Origin of the sequence: Nocardiopsis deserti, assembly GCF_008638355.1 — a bacterium.
GTDB classification, from domain to species: Bacteria; Actinomycetota; Actinomycetes; order Streptosporangiales; family Streptosporangiaceae; genus Nocardiopsis; species Nocardiopsis alborubida.
In genome coordinates, this window is the sequence record NZ_VWVS01000001.1 from 251,987 (window position 1) to 269,556 (window position 17,570).

Sequence of the window (17,570 nt, forward strand, 5' to 3'; positions counted from 1 at the left end):
TGCCGGTCACACCACGGCCCGGGGCGCCACCGCCGACTGGTGCAGGCAGGCGATCGCGAACGCCCGCCCCGGGGCGGTCAGCTCCCGGCGCCCGGCGCCGTCGTCGTCGGTGAGCAGGCCCAGGGTCTCCAGCAGCCAGCTCACCGCCATCACCAGCGCGCGCACCTGGTCCGAGGCGGCCTCCGCGGTGCGCCGGTGCGACGCGGCGTGCCTGCCCGAGGGCGCCGGAGGCTCCACCGGCACCCACCCCGACTCGGTCAGCGCCCTCTCGGCCGCCTCCACGTCCGACTCGCCGCGCCGCGCGTGTGAGCCACTGCCCTGCGGAGTGCGCGCCAGCAGCATGCCCAACAGCGTCTCCGCCGCGGCCTGGTCCAGGCCCCCGGTGCGGCACAGGGTCTCGGTGGCCGCCTGCCACAGCGCCTCGGGATCCTCCCGCAGTTGGCGCCCGCGCCGCGTCAGGACCAGGCGGCGGCCCGACCGGCGCACCGCGCGCATCCCCCGCAGCGCCTGGTGCAGGGCGATCAGCTGGGTGGCGTCGGTCTCGCTGCGCGGCGGCTCGGGGACGGTCCGCCAACCGAAGTCCTCGCACATCTGGCGCACCACGCCCGGCGAGATGTAGCCGATCTGGGTGAGCGCGATCCCCTCCGCGGCCAGGTCCAGCAGCCGCTGCAGCGGTGCCATCGCGGCCTCGGCGCCGCGCGGCACGTCTGCGCCCGCGATGATCTGGCCCACCAGCGGCCACAGGCGCTGGCGGTGCGGATGCGCGGACGAGCTCAGCCAGGCCCGCACCCGCTCCTCGCGTATCCGGTCCAGGTGGCTCAGCCCCCGGTTGTCCGGCTGGGTGAGGAACGACCGGGCGAACCGCTCCTGGGCAGGCCGCCACCCGCGCTTGCCGGGGCGCACGTCGCCCAGGGTGATCGCCAGCTCCAGCGCCGACGCGGTCTCGTCGCGGGCCACGATCTCGGCGTCGCCGACCGCCGTCCCCCAGGTCAGCTCGGGCAGGTCCGGAGGCTCCACGCCCGACTCCCACATGAGCCGCTCGTACATCGCCAGGCCCGCGGCGTGGTCCCCGCCGTAGACGGTGAGCAGGGCCGCGGTCTCCGGCGCCGAGCAGATCTGCGCGTACCGGTGCAGCTGGAGGAGGGCGAAGAGGTTGCCGAGGGCGCGGACCGCGAACAGCTGGTCCTCGGCGGAGTCGTGGAAGCGGACCGGTAGCTCGAACCAGCAGAACCGCTGGACGGCGTGCTGGTTGAGCCTCTCGATCTCCTGCTCCGGAGCGAGCGTGTCCAGGGCCGACCGGGCCATGTCGGCCGCACGCTCGTCCCGGCGTGCCAGCTCGGCGAGGGCGGACGCTACTGCTTCGCGCATGACGGGCGCTCACCACCTCCCCGCGTACCGGCGCCCGTTCCGCGTGGATGTGCCGCCGGGGGGCGCGATGCTTCGTTGTCGGTTCCTCGGCGGGCTGGCTGGACCCGCTGCGGAACTGTGCGTTTTCTACCCCGCAGGGCTCGAAGAATGCCACTGTCCAGGCGCGACATGCGCGCCTCGCGACGCCCGCCGGGCGGACACCGCCTCACTTCGTGGAATCCGGAACGCACGGGGTTCAGGGCGTTCGCGGCGGGCTCCCGCCGCGGCGGCGAGGGGGTACGGGGGGAACGACCCGGCTCGCGGCGATCGTCGGCTCGGCGACCTCCACCGCGGAGCCGTCACGGCGGCGCACGGTGAGGACGCCGTCGTCCCAGGACTCCACGACACCGACGATATCGGTGAACCCGCCCTCGGGGAGGCGTATTCGTACAGAGACTCGCCGACCGATGTCCGCAGGAGAGATCCTGTGGACCAGACGTCCTCCCATGTGCAAGGAAATGCCCCCCGGTTGTGCGCTGGGTGTTCTCCGCCGTCATACTAGGAGTACGACATCTGTGCCAATTGCTTGCAGAGCCCGGGAACAGGGGCAGGGCGCCCGCACGCCGGTCCCGGCCCGGGGTCTGCGAAGATCCCCGCCTCCCCCGTGGGACGCGGGGGTGAGACAAGGAGTACGACGTGACCTACGTCATCGCGCAGCCCTGTGTTGATGTACTGGACAAGGCGTGCATTGACGAGTGCCCCGTGGACTGCATCTACGAGGGCGACCGCATGCTCTATATCCACCCGGACGAGTGCGTTGACTGCGGTGCGTGTGAGCCGGTCTGCCCGGTGGAGGCCATCTACTACGAGGACGACCTCCCCGAGCAGTGGTCCGACTTCTACAAGGCCAACGTCGACTTCTTCGACGACCTGGGCTCCCCGGGCGGCGCCTCCAAGGTCGGCAAGATCGACCGCGACCACCCGCTCGTGGCCAAGCTGCCGCCGCAGGCCGAGTAGCCCGGCGGCGCGCCGGGCGGGTTCCGGTGCTCCGAGGCCGGGGAGGACACCCGCGGCACCCCCATGGCGCAGAGGGTGCGCGGTCTCGCGCGGCCCGGCGTGGACGACGTGTCGCGCCGACCCCCGTGGCGGGGTCGGCGCGATTCCTGTGTGACGTGTGGTCCTGTGTGACCTGTGGCAACAGACCCGACCTGGATGGAGTAAGTGCGATGGCCGAGCGGCGACCCGTGGCGAAGCGGCTCCCGACCTTCCCGTGGGACCGGCTGGCGCCGTACAAGCGCAGGGCCGCCGAGCACCCCGACGGCATCGTCGACCTGTCCGTCGGCACCCCCGTCGACCCGGTGCCCGCCCTCCTGCGCAAGGCCCTCGCCGACGCCGCCGACGCGCCCGGCTATCCCCAGACCTGGGGCACCCCCGCGCTGCGCGCCTCCGTCGCGGGCTGGCTGGAGCGCCGCCACGGCGTGCGCGTCCCGGAGGGCGCGGTCCTGCCCACCGTGGGCTCCAAGGAACTCGTGGCCTGGCTGCCCACGCTCCTGGGCCTGGGCGCGGGCGACACGGTCGTCCACCCCGAACTGGCCTACCCCACCTACGACATCGGCGCGCGCGTGGCCGGGGCCACCCCGGTGGCCTCCGACGGCCTGACCCCGCTCGGCCCCGCCCCCGTCGGACTGGTGTGGGTGAACTCGCCGAGCAACCCGACCGGCCGGGTCCTGGGCACCGCGCACCTGCGCAAGGTGGTGGAGTGGGCCCGCGAGCGCGGCGCGATCGTGGCCTCCGACGAGTGCTACCTCGACCTGGGCTGGGACGGCGCCGAACCGGTGTCCATCCTGCACCCGGACGTGTGCGGCGGCTCCCACGACAACCTGCTGGCCGTGCACTCGCTGTCCAAGCGCTCCAACCTGGCCGGGTACCGCGCGGCCTTCGTCACCGGGGACCCCGCGCTGGTCGAGGAGCTGCTGGCGGTGCGCAAGCACGCCGGGATGATCGTCCCCGCGCCCGTCCAGGCGGCCATGAGCGCCGCTCTGGACGACGACGCGCACGCCGCCGAGCAGAAGGAGCGCTACCGCTCCCGCCGCGCCAGGCTGCGCGAGGCCCTGGAGGGCGCGGGCTGGCGCATCGAGCACTCCGACGCCGGGCTGTACCTGTGGGCCAGCCACCCCGGCCACGACGCCTGGGGCGCGGTGGCCCACCTCGCCGAACGCGGTGTGCTGGTCGCCCCCGGGGACTTCTACGGCCAGGCGGGCGCCGGGCACGTGCGCGTGGCGTTCACCGCCACCGACGAGCGGGTCGAGGCCGCGGCCGAGCGCCTGGCCTGAGGCGGGCGCCGCCGTCCGGGCGGCCCCTCCGCCGGTTGTCCACAGGCGGGCGGAGCCGGTGGCCGCCGCGTACCGGAGTGTGGTCCCCTTGTCGTGTCGGGGGCCCACCTCCCCCGGTGCCATGCGGCGTGCCCGCCCGGCCACCGGCGCGCGGGGCCGGTTCCCGAACCGGTCAGCGAACCGGCCCGGAAACGGGACCGCGAACCGTCCCGGACCACCGGGTCACTCCAGTGCCCGGATCATTCCGGGGCTCGGGTCACTCCAGAGCCCGGGTCAATCCAGGACCAGGCCGCCCCCGGTGTCGCCCCCGCCGGCCGCCGCCCAGTCCTCGGCGTCGTCCGTGCCGTCCGAGGCCCGCCACCGCTGGCCGTCGTAGGACACCGACGTCAGCCCGTACTCCTCGGCGTGGGCCACCGCCCACAGGGCCATCGACCAGCCCAGGTCGCCGGTCCGCGGCTCCTCGTCCCCGTCCAGCGGCAGGTCCGCCGGGTCGGTGCCGAACACCCGCTCCATCTCCTCCAGGGCGGCGTCGGTGTCCGCGTCCCCGGACCGCAGGTCCTCCAGCCCCTCGGCGCCGTACCAGCACGTCAGCGCGGCCCCCTGCGTTCCGGTGAAGACCTCGGCCATCCGCGTGGACAGGCGCTCGTGCTGGTCGTAGGCGTAGCCGTCGGCGCTGCGCTGCACCGCCTGGGCCGCCTCGTAGACCGGGATGGACCTCCAGCCCTCCACCTCCACCAGCTCCTCGTAGAACGAGCTGCTGGCGTACACCGGGTCGAGGATCTGCTCCGGGTCGCCCCACTCCTGGGAGGGCCGCTGCTGGAACAGCCCCAGGGAGTCCCGGTCGCCGTACTCCACGTTGTAGAACGCCGACTCCTGCCACACCGTCGCGAAGGCGATCGTCACGGCCTCCGGGGGCAGGTCCCGGCCGAACGCCACGCCTCCCACGGTGGCCGCGCTCGCGGCCTGCGCGCCCTCCATCGAGTACCGGCCGTCGGACAGCGTCAGGCGGCAGCCGGGCTCGGGCGGGGGAGTGGTGTCGATCGGCTCGAACGTGGTCAGCACGTAGTAGGCCCCGGCGACGAGCGTGCCGCAGACGAGGACCAGGGAGAGCAGGATCTTGACGAAGGCGGAGAGCCTCCGGCGCTTACTGGGCACGGGCGAACCAAGGGTCGGCGACAGGTGGGCGCGCCGCACCGGGAGGGGCGTCGCGCGGGGGCGCACGCGGCGCCACGGCCGCATTCTAGCCGCCGTCACGGCGGCGGGCGGGCCGTGCCGGAGGTGCGTGCCGGAGGTGACGGCCGCCTCGGGGAGGGGGTGCCCCCGCACCCGGCGCGAGCGGCTAACGTGTGTGCACATGACCAGCTCGTACTCCAGCCCGCTGCCCGACCGGATCGACGAACTCTGGGAGAGCCGCGCCGAGCTCACGCCCGGCCACGCCGAGGCCCGTGAGACCATCATCGGCGCGATCGACCAGATCGACGAGGGCAAGGCCCGCGTGGCCTTCGTCGACCCCTCCACCGACGAGGTCGTGGTCGACGAGCGCGCCAAGCGCTCCATCCTCCTCGGCTTCAAGGTCCTGGAGATGAAGGAGTCGCACGTCGGCGACTTCTACCACCACGACCGCATGCCGCTCAAGACCCGCTTCGACGGCGTCCGCGTCGTCGCCGGGGCGATCGCCCGCTGGGGCTCCTACCTCGCCCCCGGCGTCGTCCTGATGCCGTCCTTCACCAACATCGGCGCCCACGTCGGCTCCGGCACCATGGTCGACACCTGGGCCACGGTCGGCTCCTGCGCCCAGGTCGGCGAGAACGTCCACCTGTCCGGCGGCGTCGGCGTCGGCGGCGTCCTCGAACCGCCGCAGGCCTCCCCGGTGGTCATCGAGGACGACGCCTTCCTCGGCTCCCGCAGCATGGTCGTCGAGGGCGCCCGCGTGCGCAAGGGCGCCAAGCTCGGCGCGGGCACCATCCTCACCTCCTCCACCCGCGTGTTCGACGCCGAGACCGGCGAGGAGCTCCCGCGCGGCGAGGCCCCGGCCTGGTCGGTGTGCGTCACCGCCAACCGCGCCAAGAGCTTCCCCGGCGGCGACTTCGGCATGCCGGTGCTGCTCGTGCTCAAGCGCCTGAAGGAGGGGCAGGAGCACGACAAGCTCGCGCTCAACGACCTGCTCCGCGAGCACGGCGTCAACGCCTGACCCGCCCGCACCTCCTCCGGGGCGTCCTTCCGCGCAGGGAGGGCGCCCCGGCCGTGTCTCCGGGGCGAGTTCTGGTCGCACCCCCGGCTGCCCCAAACTAGGTGTGCAGCTACTCCGGAGCGGGGGTGCGGATTCCCCGGCTCGACGGTCAACCAACCTCACCGAAACGGGGCGACACATGCTGGACCTGACCTCGGACGCCGCGGCCCTGACCGCAGCCCTCGTGGACATCCGATCCGAGAGCGGCGACGAGAAGGTCCTCGCCGACGCCGTCGAGGGCGCCCTGTCGGCCCTGCCCCACCTGCGCGTCAGCCGCGACGGCGACGCCGTCGTCGCCCGCACGGACCTGGGCCGCCCCCGCCGCGTCGTCATCGCAGGGCACATCGACACCGTCCCCATCGTCGACAACGTGCCCTCCCGCGTCGTCGGCGACCGCCTCTACGGGTGCGGCACCTCGGACATGAAGGCCGGTGTCGCCGTCCAGCTCAGGCTGGCGGCCCTGGTCACCGAGCCCGTGCACGACGTCACCTACGTCTTCTACGACAACGAGGAGGTCGACGCCTCCCGCAACGGCCTGCTCCGTCTGGCCCGCGACCACCCCGAGTGGCTGGCGGGGGACTTCGCGGTCCTCATGGAGCCGACCGGCGGCGTCATCGAGGGCGGCTGCCAGGGCACCATGCGCGTGGAGGTCACCACCCGGGGCAAGCGCGCCCACAGCGCCCGCTCGTGGATGGGCGTGAACGCCATCCACGGCGCCGGAGCCGTCCTGGACGTCCTGCGCGCCTACACCCCGCGCGAACCCGAGGTGGAGGGGCTGCGCTTCCACGAGGGCCTCAACGCCGTGGCCATCGAGGGCGGGGTCGCGGGCAACGTCATCCCCGACGCGTGCGTGGTCAGGGTCAACTACCGCTTCGCCCCCGACCTGTCCGTCGCCGACGCCGAGGCGCACCTGCGCGAGGTCTTCGACGGGTTCGAGGTCGCGGTGGTCGACGCCGCCGCCCCCGCCCGGCCCGGGCTGGACGAGCCCTCGGCCGCGGCGTTCGTCACCGCGGTGGGGGAGGGCAGCGCCCGCGCCAAGCTCGGCTGGACCGACGTCTCCCGCTTCTCCGAGCTGGGCGTGCCCGCCGTCAACTACGGCCCCGGCGACCCGACGCTCGCCCACACCAAGGACGAGTACGCCGAGATCCCCCGGATCCACGAGGCCGAGGAGCGCATGGCCGCCTGGCTGTCGGGCACCCGCTGAACCCCGCCGCGCCCCGGTCGGCGGGTCCGTGACCAGTCCGGACACCGGCCGGGGCGGCGAAAAGGCCGTTGGCGGTCACCCCGGTGAAACGTGTGATTCACGTGTGAGCCGGTTCCACGCGGATAGCTTTACCTCATGACGGAAGAAGAAGAGACCGTGCGACGCGCAGGGCCCCTCACCTACCGGGGCGACTCCATCCCCAACACCACCACCGACCAGCGCCTCCTCGACCAGCGGGGCCCCACGGACTGGGTGCACACCGACCCGTGGCGGGTGCTGCGCATCCAGTCGGAGTTCGTGGAGGGCTTCGGCCTGCTCTCGGAGCTGCCCTCGGCGGTGAGCGTGTTCGGCTCGGCCCGCCTGCGGCCCGGGAACCGCTACTACGACATCGGCGTCCAGATGGGCGCCAAGCTGGCGGAGGCCGGGTACGCCACCATCACCGGCGGCGGGCCGGGGATGATGGAGGCGGTCAACAAGGGCGCCCAGCAGGCGGGCGGGCTGTCCGTCGGACTCGGCATCGAGCTGCCGTTCGAGCAGACGCTCAACGACTACGTCGACATCGGGGTGACCTTCCGGTACTTCTTCGTCCGCAAGACGATGTTCGTGAAGTACTCCCAGGCGTTCGTGGTCCTGCCCGGGGGCTTCGGCACCCTGGACGAGCTGTTCGAGGCGGCCACCCTCGTGCAGACCAACAAGGTCACCCGCTTCCCGATCGTGCTGGTCGGCACCGAGTTCTGGGGCGGGATGCGCGACTGGATCCGCTCCAGCCTGATGGAGAACCAGCTCATCAAGTCGCACGACATGGAGCTGGTCCAGGTGACCGACGACCTCGACGAGGTGGTCGAGATCATCCGCAAGTCCCACCTGGACATCACCCGCCAGCACGTGCAGTCGGAGGAGCAGCCCGGTCCGGAGCAGTAGGGGAAGGCGGGTGGCGACCCGCGGGGGAGAGCGGTGGACCGCCGGGGGACGGTGCACGGCCCCCGGCCGAGTGCCGTCCCGGCCCGGGCGGCGCGGTGGTCCCGGCGGGGTGCGCCCCGGGCCGACCGCGACGGCCGTACCCCGCCCGGGCGGCGTGTGGCACGATCGTGTCCGTGCCTGTTCTCATCATGGTCCTCGTCGCCGCCGCCGCGCTCGCCGTCCTCGTGGGGGTCGTCTACGTCGTGCTGGGCAAGGGCGGCCAGCTCGCCCGCTTCGAGGCCGACCACCCCCCGCTCGCCCTGCCCGAAGACCGGCCCGTCAAGGCGTTCGACCTCGGCCGCCTGATGCTGCCCCTGGCCATGTGGGGCTACCACGTGCGCGCCGTGGACGAGCTGCTGCTGCGCCTCACCGCCACGCTGCGCGAGCGCGAGGAGCACATCCAGGACCTGGAGTGGCGCCTGTCGCGCCTGGACCCCTCCTACGTTCCGGAGGGCACCGGGCCGATCCCCGGGACGCACCTGCCCGGCGACGCCTACGCCCCCGAGCAGAGCGCGCGCGGCCCCGCCGGGGCCGGGAGCACCGCGGTCGGGGGCTTCGGGAGCGGTGCCCTCCGGCCCGGGGCCGTGGCCGGACCGGCGGATTCCACAGCCTGGGGTCCCGCGCCCGCCGGGGCCACGGGGGCCACCGCGCCCACCGCGCCCACCGAGGTCATCGAGGGCTCCGAGGCCGCGGAGAAACCGGAGAACGCGGAGACCGAGGAGAAGTCGGAGAACGCCGCGCGCCCGGAGGGCACCGGGAGCCCTGAGTCCTCACGGAACCCCGATCCGGACCGGAACCCCGAGCACGACCGGAGCCCGGAGTCCACCCGGAGTTCCGGGGGAGCGGAGGGTTCCGACGGGACCGGGACGCCCGGGGACCCGACGGCCGCCGGGGCCGGGAAGCGCCCCGAGGCGGCGGGAGGCTCCGGGGCCGCGGACGCCTCCGGCGGCTCCCCGTCCCGCGGCGACGAACACTGACCTCGCACCCAAACCTGTGACGCGGGTCACGTCCGGCGGTACCTCCCTGACCTGGTGTTCGCCTTTCCCTATGCCGTGCATCACAGTCCCCGCGCGGTTATCGGGCGAAACCTGCGGGTTCCGGTGCTCTATCCTCGGTCGCTGTATCCGCGTTCCCCCCGCTCCGCCGGAGCGGGTGCATCACCGTTGAGGATGGCGAGGATGGACACAGCAGCCGAACTGGAGTCGGGAGCCGACGACCGGCGCGAAGGGCCCGCTTCCTCCGTGACAGCCGCCTCCCCCGTGCAACAGCTGTCCCTGTGGCCGCCGCCCAGGTCGACCCGGCACAGCGGCAGGCGCCGCCGCCAGTTCACCGTTCTGGGCGCGGTCGTGCTGGCCGTCCTCCTGGTCGGCGGAGGGGCCACCGCGTGGGCCCTGCTGGCCGACGGCGAGGAGACACCGCAGGAGGCCGCGGCCCCGGCGGAGGAGTTCGTCGGCGCCTGGGCGGGCGAGATGGTCCAGGTGAACACCGAGGGCCAGCACGTCGCCGACTGGCACGCCGAGGTACGGATCGAGGAGGGCGCCGAGCGCGGCAGCACCGCCTGGACGACCTTCACCTGCTCGGGGACGCTCGTGCTGTCCGCGGGTGACAACGACCGGCGCGTCTACGCCTACACCGAGACCGCCGACCCCGAGGACCGCTGCGTCGACGAGGCCGAGCTGACCCTGTCGCCCGTCGCGGACGGCGGACTGAGGGCGGAGTGGTCCTCGATCACCGACGAGGGCACCCGGATGACATCGACGGGTCCTCTGAGCTGATCCGGTCGTCCGGATCACCGCCCGCTCCGGGCGCTGGTCCGACCGCCGGGAGGCGGTACCGTCTCCGGGTCGTCCGACCGCGGCCCTGAGGGGTCGGGTTCCCGCTGAGGGGCGAAATCCCAGGTCGGAGTTGTTGTTCAGGTGTCGCCGGACTTTCGGGTCCGGCCGCCGCCCCGGGTGCGGGTCCGCGCGGAGCCTTGTGCGCTCACCAGGTTTCGGCCAGTACCGATATAACCTTACTGACCGACGTTTCTTCGTTGGTGGAGACCGCCGGAGGCGGCCCGGCCGCTGACTGGCGCACACACGGGGGCCAACCTCCGAGATAATGGTCGAAGAGTGATTCACGTCCCTTAAGCCACACGGGCGAGAGTCACGCGGAACCGGCCCACGGCTCCGGAGCCGAGACGACCCAAGCGGATCGGCGCCGGTGCTGTGGGTCGGCCCCGGTCACCCGCGAGGAACACCTAGAAAGGGGAATGGCATGGCGGCGATGAAGCCGAGGACCAGCGACGGGCCGATGGAGGTCACCAAGGAGGGTCGCGGCATCATCATGCGGGTCCCGCTGGAGGGGGGCGGACGCCTGGTCGTCGAGCTGACGCCGGCCGAGGCGACCGAACTCCGGGACGCGCTCAAGGGTGTCGTCGGCTAGGTCCGACACCACGTTCTTCCCTCCCCCACCCGGGCAGGAACGCCCGACGACCCCCCGAGGTCGTAGACCCCCATGACAGCGAACGATTGTGAGCGGCCTGTGCCATTCGCCACGGAGATCCAGCCCCGTCCGGGGAGCCTCGCCGAATCCACCGCGGACCTGCTGGTCCTTCCCGTCCTCTCGGGAGACGGCGGACCCGCGGAGGTTGAAGGGGTCGCCGAGGGCGGCCTGACACAGGTGCTTCCGGCTCCGCTCACCGATCTGTTCGCGCACTACTCGCTCGCCGGGAAACCCGGTGAGCTGGCCCAGTTCCCGGTGCCCCGGGACCAGGGGCTGGTACGGCTGGCCCTTCTGGGGGTCGGTTCGGGTTCCCCCGACGACCTCCGGAAGGCCGGCGCAGCCCTGTCCCGGGCCGCCCGGGGAAGAGAACGGGTCGCCCTGGCCTGGCCGGGGGTCGGCGGCGACGCCGCCACCGCCTTCGCCGAGGGCGCCCTCCTGGCCTCCTACACCTTCAGCCTCAAGACCGCCGAACCCCCGGCGGACAGGCGCCCCGCCCCGGTGATCGAGGTGGTGGACCCGGGCGCCGGGGACCTCGCCGACGCACTGGAGCGCGGTACCCGGCTGGCCGCGGCCACCGCCCTGGCCCGCGACCTCATCAACACCCCGTCCCTGACCAAGGACCCCGAGTGGATGGCCGCCCGCGCCCGCGAGGTCGCCGCCGACTCCGGCCTCCAGGTGCGGGTCTGGGACGAACGGGAACTGGAGGACGAGGGCTTCGGCGCCATCCTCGGCGTCGGCCGGGGCTCCTCGCGCCCCCCGCGTCTGGTCCAGCTCTCCTACACCCCCGACGACCCCGCCGCACACGTGGTGCTGGTCGGCAAGGGCATCACCTTCGACACCGGCGGCCTCTCGCTCAAGCCCAACGACAACATGTCGCTGATGAAGACCGACATGAGCGGCTCGGCGGTCGTGCTCGCGGTGCTGTCCGCCCTGGCGGCCGTGGGCTCCTCGGTCCGGGTGACCGGCCTGCTGGCGCTGGCCGAGAACGCCTTCGGCGGCGACGCCACCCGCATCGGCGACGTGCTCACCACCTACGGCGGCACGACCGTCGAGGTGCTCAACTCCGACGCCGAGGGCCGCCTGGTCCTGGCCGACGCCATGGGCTACGCGGTCGCCGAACTGGCCCCGGACGTGCTCGTGGACGTGGCCACCCTCACCGGCGCGGCCAAGGTCGCGCTCGGCACCGGAACGGGCGCCCTGTACAGCACCGACGACGCGCTCGCCGCGGAGATCGAGACCGCGGGCCGGGCCTCCGGCGAGCCCCTGTGGCGCATGCCGCTGACCGAGGAGTACGTCGAGACCACCAAGTCACGCGTGGCGGACCTGGCCAACATCGGGACCCGCCGCGACTTCGGCCCGGCGGGCGCCACCGACGCCGCGCTGTTCCTGCGCGAGTTCACCGGCGGCCTGCCCTGGGCCCACCTGGACATCGCGGGCCCCGGCCGGTCGACCAAGGAGAGCGGCCTGCTCAGCAAGGGCGGCACCGCCTTCGCCACGCGCACCCTGCTGCGCTGGCTCGCCGAGCGGTAGGACGGGTCCGGGCCGAGGGGATCCCGGCCGCACGTACGCGGCCGGGAGGGTGTTCATACGTGCGCCCTCCCGGTGCCGGTTCCTCCGGTTCGGCTGAGCGCGCTCGCGACGAGCAGGGCCGCGACCCCCGTGCCGGCGGCCAACGTGAAGACGCCCGGATACCCCGCCAGCAGTTCCGCGGAGAGCACGGCCCCGGCGACGGCGAGCAGGGCGGACGTGCTCAGCGAGTCGAAGACCTGGAGCGCCGAGCTGTTGCCGCCCTGTTCGTCGGAGGCGGACAGGGACAGCACCGTCGACGAGATCCGCGGGTACGCGATTCCCATGCCGGTCCCCATCAGGACGCACCCGAGGGGGACACCCGCGAGGGGGAGCACCCCACCGATGAGTCCCAGCACCGCGACCGGTCCGCACAGGACGAGCAGGGCTGCGGGCCACAGGGGGAACGGCCGGTCGCTCCCGCCCTTGCCGCGCCGCCCCTGCACCCAGGCCCCCAACGCCCATCCGAAGGCACCGATCGCCACGATGAGGCCGGAGAGGGCGGGCGGGTGGCCGAGGCCGTGCTGGAGGTGGAGGGCAAGGTAGACGTCGGTGACCGTGACGGTTCCGCCCAGGAGGCCGCGCAGGGCGATCCACCGGGGGACGCCCGCTCCCGCGCGAAGGGTGCCCCTCGGGACCAGGCGGGCCGCCGCCACCACCAGCACGACCACGCTGAGCGCGGTGCCCACCAGGAGTTCCGGTGGCGGCCGCTGCCCGGCGACGTGCAGTCCCACGACGGACGCCATGGCGACGACGGACCAGAGCACGCGTCGGTTCAGCAGGCGTCCGGGGGCGGGGTCAGACGTGAGCTGCCGCGCGGGCCCGGCCAGCACGAGCAGGAACGCGGTCGCCCCCGCCAGGACCAGGGCGAACACCGCACGCCAGTGCAGTGCCTCGACCAGGACCCCGGTGAGCAGCGGCCCGGCGACCGCGGGCAGCAGCCACGCGGCGGTGAGCAGGCCGAACACACGAGGCCGCAGCTCCTCGGGGACGCCGCGTGCGATGATCACGTACAGGACCACGGAGTCGATTCCCCCGCCGACGCCCTGGAGCAGGCGGCCGAGCACGAAGACCCCGATGTTGGGAGCCGCGACGCACAGCGCGATGCCGACCAGGAAGGCCAGCCCCCCGACGAGCAGGGGTTGTGCGGGCCCGCGTCGGTCCGCCCAGCCTCCGCCGACAGTCATGCCGATCAGCCCGGCAGCCAGGGTGGCGGAGAAGGCCAGGGCGTACCACCGGTCGGCGGACAGGTCCCGGACGACCACGGGCAGGGCGGTGGTGACGGCGAAGGACTCGAAGGCGATACAGGTCATCAGCCCCAGCACACCGACCAGCAGGGACCGGGTCCCTGGTGCCCACAGGCGGACCGGGGACGGTGACGGACGTGTCCTGGTCATCGGAGCTCCGCGTCGTCTCCGAGCACCAGGGCGATCTTGCCCCGGCCGTGCCCGGTCTCCACGTCCCGGTGCGCGTCCGCCGCCCCGGAGAGGGGAAGCGTGCGGCGGACGGCGACGTGGAGCCTTCCCCCGGCGCACAGGTCGAGGAGCTCCCGCAGGCGTGCCGCCGACCGGTCGCTCCGGATCCACCGGCAGCCCAGGTCCTGGACGAGGTCCATGTCGACGATCGTGCCGATCCTGTCGCGGTCGGGGACCAGGCGCACGGCGGTCCGGAGGTTGCCGTGACCGGCGGTGTCGAAGGCCGCGTCGACGCCCTCGGGGGCGGCCTTCCGGACGCGGTCGAGTTGGCCGTCGCCGTACTCGACGGCGACGGCGCCCAGCGAACGCACATACTCCAGGTTGGCCGCGCTCGCGGTGCCGACCACCCGCGTGCCGCGCCCGACCGCCAGTTGGACGGCCATCGAACCCACTCCGCCCGCCGCACCGTGGACCAGCAGTGTCTCCCCGTGCGCCACGCGCAGGAGTTCGAGCGCTGTGTGCGCGGTCTGCCCCGAGGCGGACAGGGCGCCGGCGACCGTCCAGGGGATCCCCGCGGGCTTGTGCGCGATCTGGTCCGCGGGCACGGCGACGTACTCGGCGTAGCAGCCGAGCACCCGGAACCCGGCCACCTCGTCGCCGGGGGCGAAGCCGTCAGCCTCGGGGCCGACCTCCTCGACCACGCCCGCGAACTCGTTGCCGAGGATCTGGGGGAACCCGATCACGGCGCCCGGGGGGACCCACCCGCCCCGGATCGCGGCGTCGGTGGGCTGCACACCCGCCGCCCGAACGCGCACCAGCACCTCGCCGGGTCCTGCGACCGGGCGGGGAAGATCCCGCTCGGTGAGCAGGTCGGCGGGTCCGAAGCGGTCGATCGCGGCGGCTCTCATCGTGGTCATCGGACGGCCTCCCCGGCGCCCAGGAACGCGACCAGTTCGTCCTCGGATCGGTGCCCGCTGAGAACGCGGTCTCCGCTGACGAAGGTGGGGACGGACCTGATCCCGCGCACGACGGCGGCGCGGTGGTCGGCCTCGACCTCCGCCAGGAGGTCTTCGCCCGCGAGGAGGTCGTCGACCTCCGCACCCCCGATCCCCCAACTCGCGGCCAGCCGCCGCAGCGCGACGGGGTCGGTCAGGTCGTCGTTGGCGGCCAGGTGGGCGGCGAAGGCGTCGTCCCACGCGCGGTGGGCGTCCACACCGCGTGCGGTCGCGTACTTCAGCAGACGGTGCACGGGGCGCGAGTCCACGCTCCGGGCCCCGTCCATGTCGATGGTCAGGCCCTGGGCTCCGGCGGCGGTCGCGACCCTGGACCGGACCGCCTCCCATCCCCTCTCGTCCATGCCCCACGAGGCCAGGGCCGTCTCGCGAACGGTCAGGAAGGCTCCCTCCGGACCCGTGGGCTCCAGCAGGAAACTCCGGTGCTCCACCACGGCCTCCCCGTCGAGGCGGCCCAGCGCGGACCGGAGCCGCCGGTGCCCCATCCAGCACCACGGGCACCGGACATCGGCCCACACGGTGATCGTCGTCGTCATGTCCGCCCACTTTCCCTTGCGTGATCGGTAGGGAGCCCAGCAGACTTCATCAAGCGGACTTGATGTCAAGTCGTCGATGGGGGAGGTGGGACGGGTGCCACAACTGGATCCCGATCTGCTGTGGCTCAGACCGGGCCAGGTCGCCGAGCGGGCGGGAGTGGCCGTGTCGGCGCTGCACTACTACGAGAGCCTCGGACTGATCCGCAGCCGGCGCACGGCCGGGAACCGCCGCGAGTACCGGCGGGACACGTTGCGGACCATCGCGTTCATCCGCACGGCCCAACGCCTCGGCGTCTCGCTGAGCCGGATCAGGGAGGCCCTGGACCAGCTCCCCGAGGAAGGGTTGCCGACCAAGCGGGACTGGGCCCGGATCTCGCGGCAGTGGTACGACGAACTGACCGAGCGGATCGAGGAGCTCACCGCCCTGAGAGACCGGTTCTCCAACTGCATCGGCTGTGGATGCCTGTCGCTGACGGCGTGCCCCTACTCGAACCCGGACGACGTCCTGGGCCGGGAGGGGGCGGGCGCGCGCCGCTTCCCCTGACGCTCGGGGGAGCCGCCGGTCGCGCGGGCCCCCGGACACTCCGGAGGGAGCCGCGACCCCCGCTCGCGCCCACCGGCACGCGCACGGGAGGGGGCGCCTCGGCAGGGCGCGGGACGGGACTACCCCGGCAGGACGCGCTGGAACTCGTGGAGGCGCTCCACCGGGCGGAAGCCCAGGCGCAGGTTGACCCCGCGCATGGGGGCGTTCTCCGGGGCGTTCCAGGTGCGGACCTGGACCCGCTCGGGGAACTCCGCGGCCAGCACCTCCAGGTTGCGCAGCTTCAGCGCCGAGCCCAGGCGGTCGCCCCGGTGCTCGGGCGCCACCAGGGTGTCCTCCTGGTAGGCGGCGCCCTCCCCCTCGGGCAGGGCGATCTCGCTGTACCCGGCCAGGCCGCCGGTGGAGGTCCGGGCCGCGCAGACGAGCGTGCGGTACCGCTGGGCGCGGCGGCGGTCCTCCTGGTCACGGACGCGTGCGGGGTCCCAGAGCCCGCGCTCGAAGGCCATCTCCCCGAGCGGGACGTCGGCCTGCATCCGCGTGCGCAGCCGCGCGTAGTCGGCCAGCAGCTCCTCGGGGCACGTGTCCGTCCAGGTCAGCAGCTCGTAGCGGGACCCGAGGGCGAGCACGTCGGCGCCGACCTCCTCGCGGACCCGCGCGGCCAACGGGAGTTCCAGGACGTAGTAGTCCTCCTCGTGGACCGCCCCGAACCCGTGGGCGAGCGCGAAGCGGACGCCGGACCAGTCCTCGAAGGAGCGGTCCGGGGGCAACTGGACCTCGCCCAGCACGGTCGTGCGCCCCTCGTCGGCCAGGACGCGCTCCGCGTGTTCCAGGAGGCGGCTCCCGTGGCCCCGGCGCCGCACCCCGACGGGCACGTTGACGTCCGCCTCGGCCAGGTGCAGGTTGTCCTGGTCGCCGAACTCCAGCAGGAGCGCGCCCACGACCCCGCCGTCATCCCCGTGGGCCGCGTAGGCCAGGGCCCGCCGTTCGCCCCCGCGTCCGGAGAGCACCGCGCGCAGGGAGTCCGGGTGCGGGAGCGGGACCACCCCGGGGTCGCGGTCGGCGAGCGCGGCCGCGCGCACGGCCGCGTACCAGGCGTCGAAGGCGGCGGGATCGGTGCTGTCGATGCGGCTGATCACCGTCGTTCGGTTCCTTTGCGTGGGCGGGTGCGCGGGGCGGTTTCGAGGAGGGCGGAGCCGTGGAGAGCGCCCTACCGGATGGCGGCCAGCAGCCCCTCGCCCACCGGCATCAGCATGGGGATGAACTCCTCCCCCTCCCGCACGCGGCGGATCACCTCGCGCACGGCGGTCTCGCGGGGGTCGGGCACGCGCAGCGGGCCGTCCGGCTCGCTGGAGGCCACCATGGCGCCGTTGAACACCACCATCCCGCCCCGGCGCAGCAGGCGCAGCGCCTCGTCCATGTACAGGGGGTAGGACACCGTGTCGGCGTCCACGAACACCAGGTCGTACCCGCCGTCGGTCAGCCTCGGCAGCACCTCCAGGGCCGTCCCGCGGATCAGACGCGCCCGGCCGGGGCCGAAACCCGCGCGGGAGTACGCCGAGCGCGCGTAGTCCTGGTAGGCGGCGTTGGTGTCCACCGTGGTCAGGATCCCGTCCGGGGCCATCCCCCGCAGCAGCCAGATCCCCGACACCCCGCACCCGGTACCGATCTCCACCACGGAGCGGGCGCCGATGGAGGCGGCCAGGAAGCGCAGGGCCGTGCCCGTCGCCGCGTCGACCGGTGGGGCCGACGACCGGCCTCCCGCCTCGTAGGCCTCCGCCAGCGGCTCGTCCTCCATGGCGTCCTGCTCGAACCGGGACTGCTCGGCGCGGACCCAGGTGATCCGGGCCGAGGTCTCCTCCGGGCTGGCGATAACGGCCTCCCACAGCGTTCACGTGTCTGGTGGGGCTCTGACCAGGGGGTGGTCACCCAACGTAGGATGTC

The 17,570-nt window shown here is 73.6% G+C and carries 17 protein-coding genes and 1 pseudogene; 10 read left to right on the forward strand and 8 right to left on the reverse strand.

Annotated features, from left to right (window positions below; all coding sequences use genetic code 11):
- Nucleotides 1-6 precede the first annotated feature (6 nt).
- Both FYW99_RS10835 and FYW99_RS10840 read right to left on the reverse strand, forming a co-directional pair.
- Entirely contained in the window at nt 7-1,368 is a 1,362-nt protein-coding gene (locus FYW99_RS10835) for a hypothetical protein (RefSeq protein ID WP_150251890.1), read from the reverse strand.
- Nucleotides 1,369-1,603: 235 nt separating this feature from the next.
- Nucleotides 1,604-1,861: a putative acetyltransferase gene (locus FYW99_RS10840; protein ID WP_150251891.1), complete on the reverse strand. Its 258-nt coding sequence runs from the start codon at nt 1,859-1,861 to the stop codon at nt 1,604-1,606.
- A gap of 182 nt (nt 1,862-2,043) precedes the next feature.
- Here FYW99_RS10840 and fdxA point away from each other — a divergent pair, with 182 nt between their 5' ends.
- Both fdxA and dapC read left to right on the forward strand, forming a co-directional pair.
- Entirely contained in the window at nt 2,044-2,364 is a 321-nt protein-coding gene (fdxA, locus tag FYW99_RS10845; RefSeq protein WP_013154907.1) for a ferredoxin, read from the forward strand.
- 209 nt (nt 2,365-2,573) lie between these two features.
- On the forward strand, nt 2,574-3,680 hold the full coding sequence (dapC, locus tag FYW99_RS10850) for a succinyldiaminopimelate transaminase (RefSeq protein ID WP_150251892.1): 1,107 nt from the start codon (nt 2,574-2,576) through the stop codon (nt 3,678-3,680).
- A gap of 273 nt (nt 3,681-3,953) precedes the next feature.
- Here dapC and FYW99_RS10855 read toward each other — a convergent pair whose 3' ends face one another.
- On the reverse strand, nt 3,954-4,835 hold the full coding sequence (locus tag FYW99_RS10855) for a hypothetical protein (protein ID WP_150251893.1): 882 nt from the start codon (nt 4,833-4,835) through the stop codon (nt 3,954-3,956).
- Between the two features lie 199 nt (nt 4,836-5,034).
- Between FYW99_RS10855 and FYW99_RS10860 the strand changes: the two genes are divergently transcribed.
- The 7 genes and pseudogenes from FYW99_RS10860 to FYW99_RS10895 all read left to right on the forward strand — a co-directional run bounded on the left by FYW99_RS10860 (nt 5,035) and on the right by FYW99_RS10895 (nt 12,088).
- Nucleotides 5,035-5,871 (forward strand): 2,3,4,5-tetrahydropyridine-2,6-dicarboxylate N-succinyltransferase, encoded by an 837-nt coding sequence (locus FYW99_RS10860; protein WP_150251894.1) that lies wholly within the window; start codon nt 5,035-5,037, stop codon nt 5,869-5,871.
- Nucleotides 5,872-6,049: 178 nt separating this feature from the next.
- Nucleotides 6,050-7,114 (forward strand): succinyl-diaminopimelate desuccinylase, encoded by a 1,065-nt coding sequence (gene dapE / locus FYW99_RS10865; RefSeq protein WP_150251895.1) that lies wholly within the window; start codon nt 6,050-6,052, stop codon nt 7,112-7,114.
- Nucleotides 7,115-7,249: 135 nt separating this feature from the next.
- The gene (locus tag FYW99_RS10870) at nt 7,250-8,035 is read left to right on the forward strand and encodes an LOG family protein (RefSeq protein WP_150251896.1); all 786 of its coding nucleotides are present in this window, start codon (nt 7,250-7,252) and stop codon (nt 8,033-8,035) included.
- 173 nt (nt 8,036-8,208) lie between these two features.
- Nucleotides 8,209-8,572: pseudogene (locus FYW99_RS10875) on the forward strand (hypothetical protein); the annotation flags it as partial.
- A gap of 680 nt (nt 8,573-9,252) precedes the next feature.
- Nucleotides 9,253-9,849, forward strand: coding sequence for a flagellar basal body-associated FliL family protein (locus FYW99_RS10885; protein ID WP_150251897.1), 597 nt, complete (start codon nt 9,253-9,255; stop codon nt 9,847-9,849).
- A gap of 481 nt (nt 9,850-10,330) precedes the next feature.
- Nucleotides 10,331-10,498, forward strand: a complete 168-nt coding sequence (locus tag FYW99_RS10890) for a DUF3117 domain-containing protein (RefSeq protein ID WP_013154899.1) — start codon at nt 10,331-10,333, stop codon at nt 10,496-10,498.
- 99 nt (nt 10,499-10,597) lie between these two features.
- On the forward strand, nt 10,598-12,088 hold the full coding sequence (locus tag FYW99_RS10895; RefSeq protein ID WP_150251898.1) for a leucyl aminopeptidase: 1,491 nt from the start codon (nt 10,598-10,600) through the stop codon (nt 12,086-12,088).
- Between the two features lie 53 nt (nt 12,089-12,141).
- On the opposite strand, the gene FYW99_RS10900 is transcribed toward FYW99_RS10895, so the two are convergent.
- Genes FYW99_RS10900 through FYW99_RS10910 form a run of 3 tightly spaced genes read right to left on the reverse strand, consistent with a single transcriptional unit; the run spans nt 12,142 to nt 15,088 of the window.
- Nucleotides 12,142-13,521, reverse strand: coding sequence for an MFS transporter (locus FYW99_RS10900; protein WP_150251899.1), 1,380 nt, complete (start codon nt 13,519-13,521; stop codon nt 12,142-12,144).
- The gene (locus tag FYW99_RS10905) at nt 13,518-14,447 is read right to left on the reverse strand and encodes an NADP-dependent oxidoreductase (RefSeq protein ID WP_150252248.1); all 930 of its coding nucleotides are present in this window, start codon (nt 14,445-14,447) and stop codon (nt 13,518-13,520) included. The genes FYW99_RS10900 and FYW99_RS10905 overlap by 4 nt, the downstream gene beginning before the upstream one ends.
- Before the next feature lie 5 nt (nt 14,448-14,452).
- Nucleotides 14,453-15,088 carry a DsbA family oxidoreductase gene (locus FYW99_RS10910; RefSeq protein WP_150251900.1) on the reverse strand — a complete coding sequence of 212 codons (636 nt, stop codon included), beginning with the start codon at nt 15,086-15,088 and terminating at the stop codon, nt 14,453-14,455.
- Between the two features lie 94 nt (nt 15,089-15,182).
- Here FYW99_RS10910 and soxR point away from each other — a divergent pair, with 94 nt between their 5' ends.
- Complete coding sequence (gene soxR, locus FYW99_RS10915; protein ID WP_150251901.1) at nt 15,183-15,632, forward strand: redox-sensitive transcriptional activator SoxR; 450 nt, start codon at nt 15,183-15,185, stop codon at nt 15,630-15,632.
- Nucleotides 15,633-15,751: 119 nt separating this feature from the next.
- Here soxR and FYW99_RS10920 read toward each other — a convergent pair whose 3' ends face one another.
- Nucleotides 15,752-16,765, reverse strand: a complete 1,014-nt coding sequence (locus tag FYW99_RS10920; protein ID WP_150251902.1) for a GNAT family N-acetyltransferase — start codon at nt 16,763-16,765, stop codon at nt 15,752-15,754.
- Between the two features lie 71 nt (nt 16,766-16,836).
- Complete coding sequence (locus tag FYW99_RS10925; RefSeq protein WP_150251903.1) at nt 16,837-17,424, reverse strand: O-methyltransferase; 588 nt, start codon at nt 17,422-17,424, stop codon at nt 16,837-16,839.
- Between the last annotated feature and the right edge of the window lie 146 nt (nt 17,425-17,570).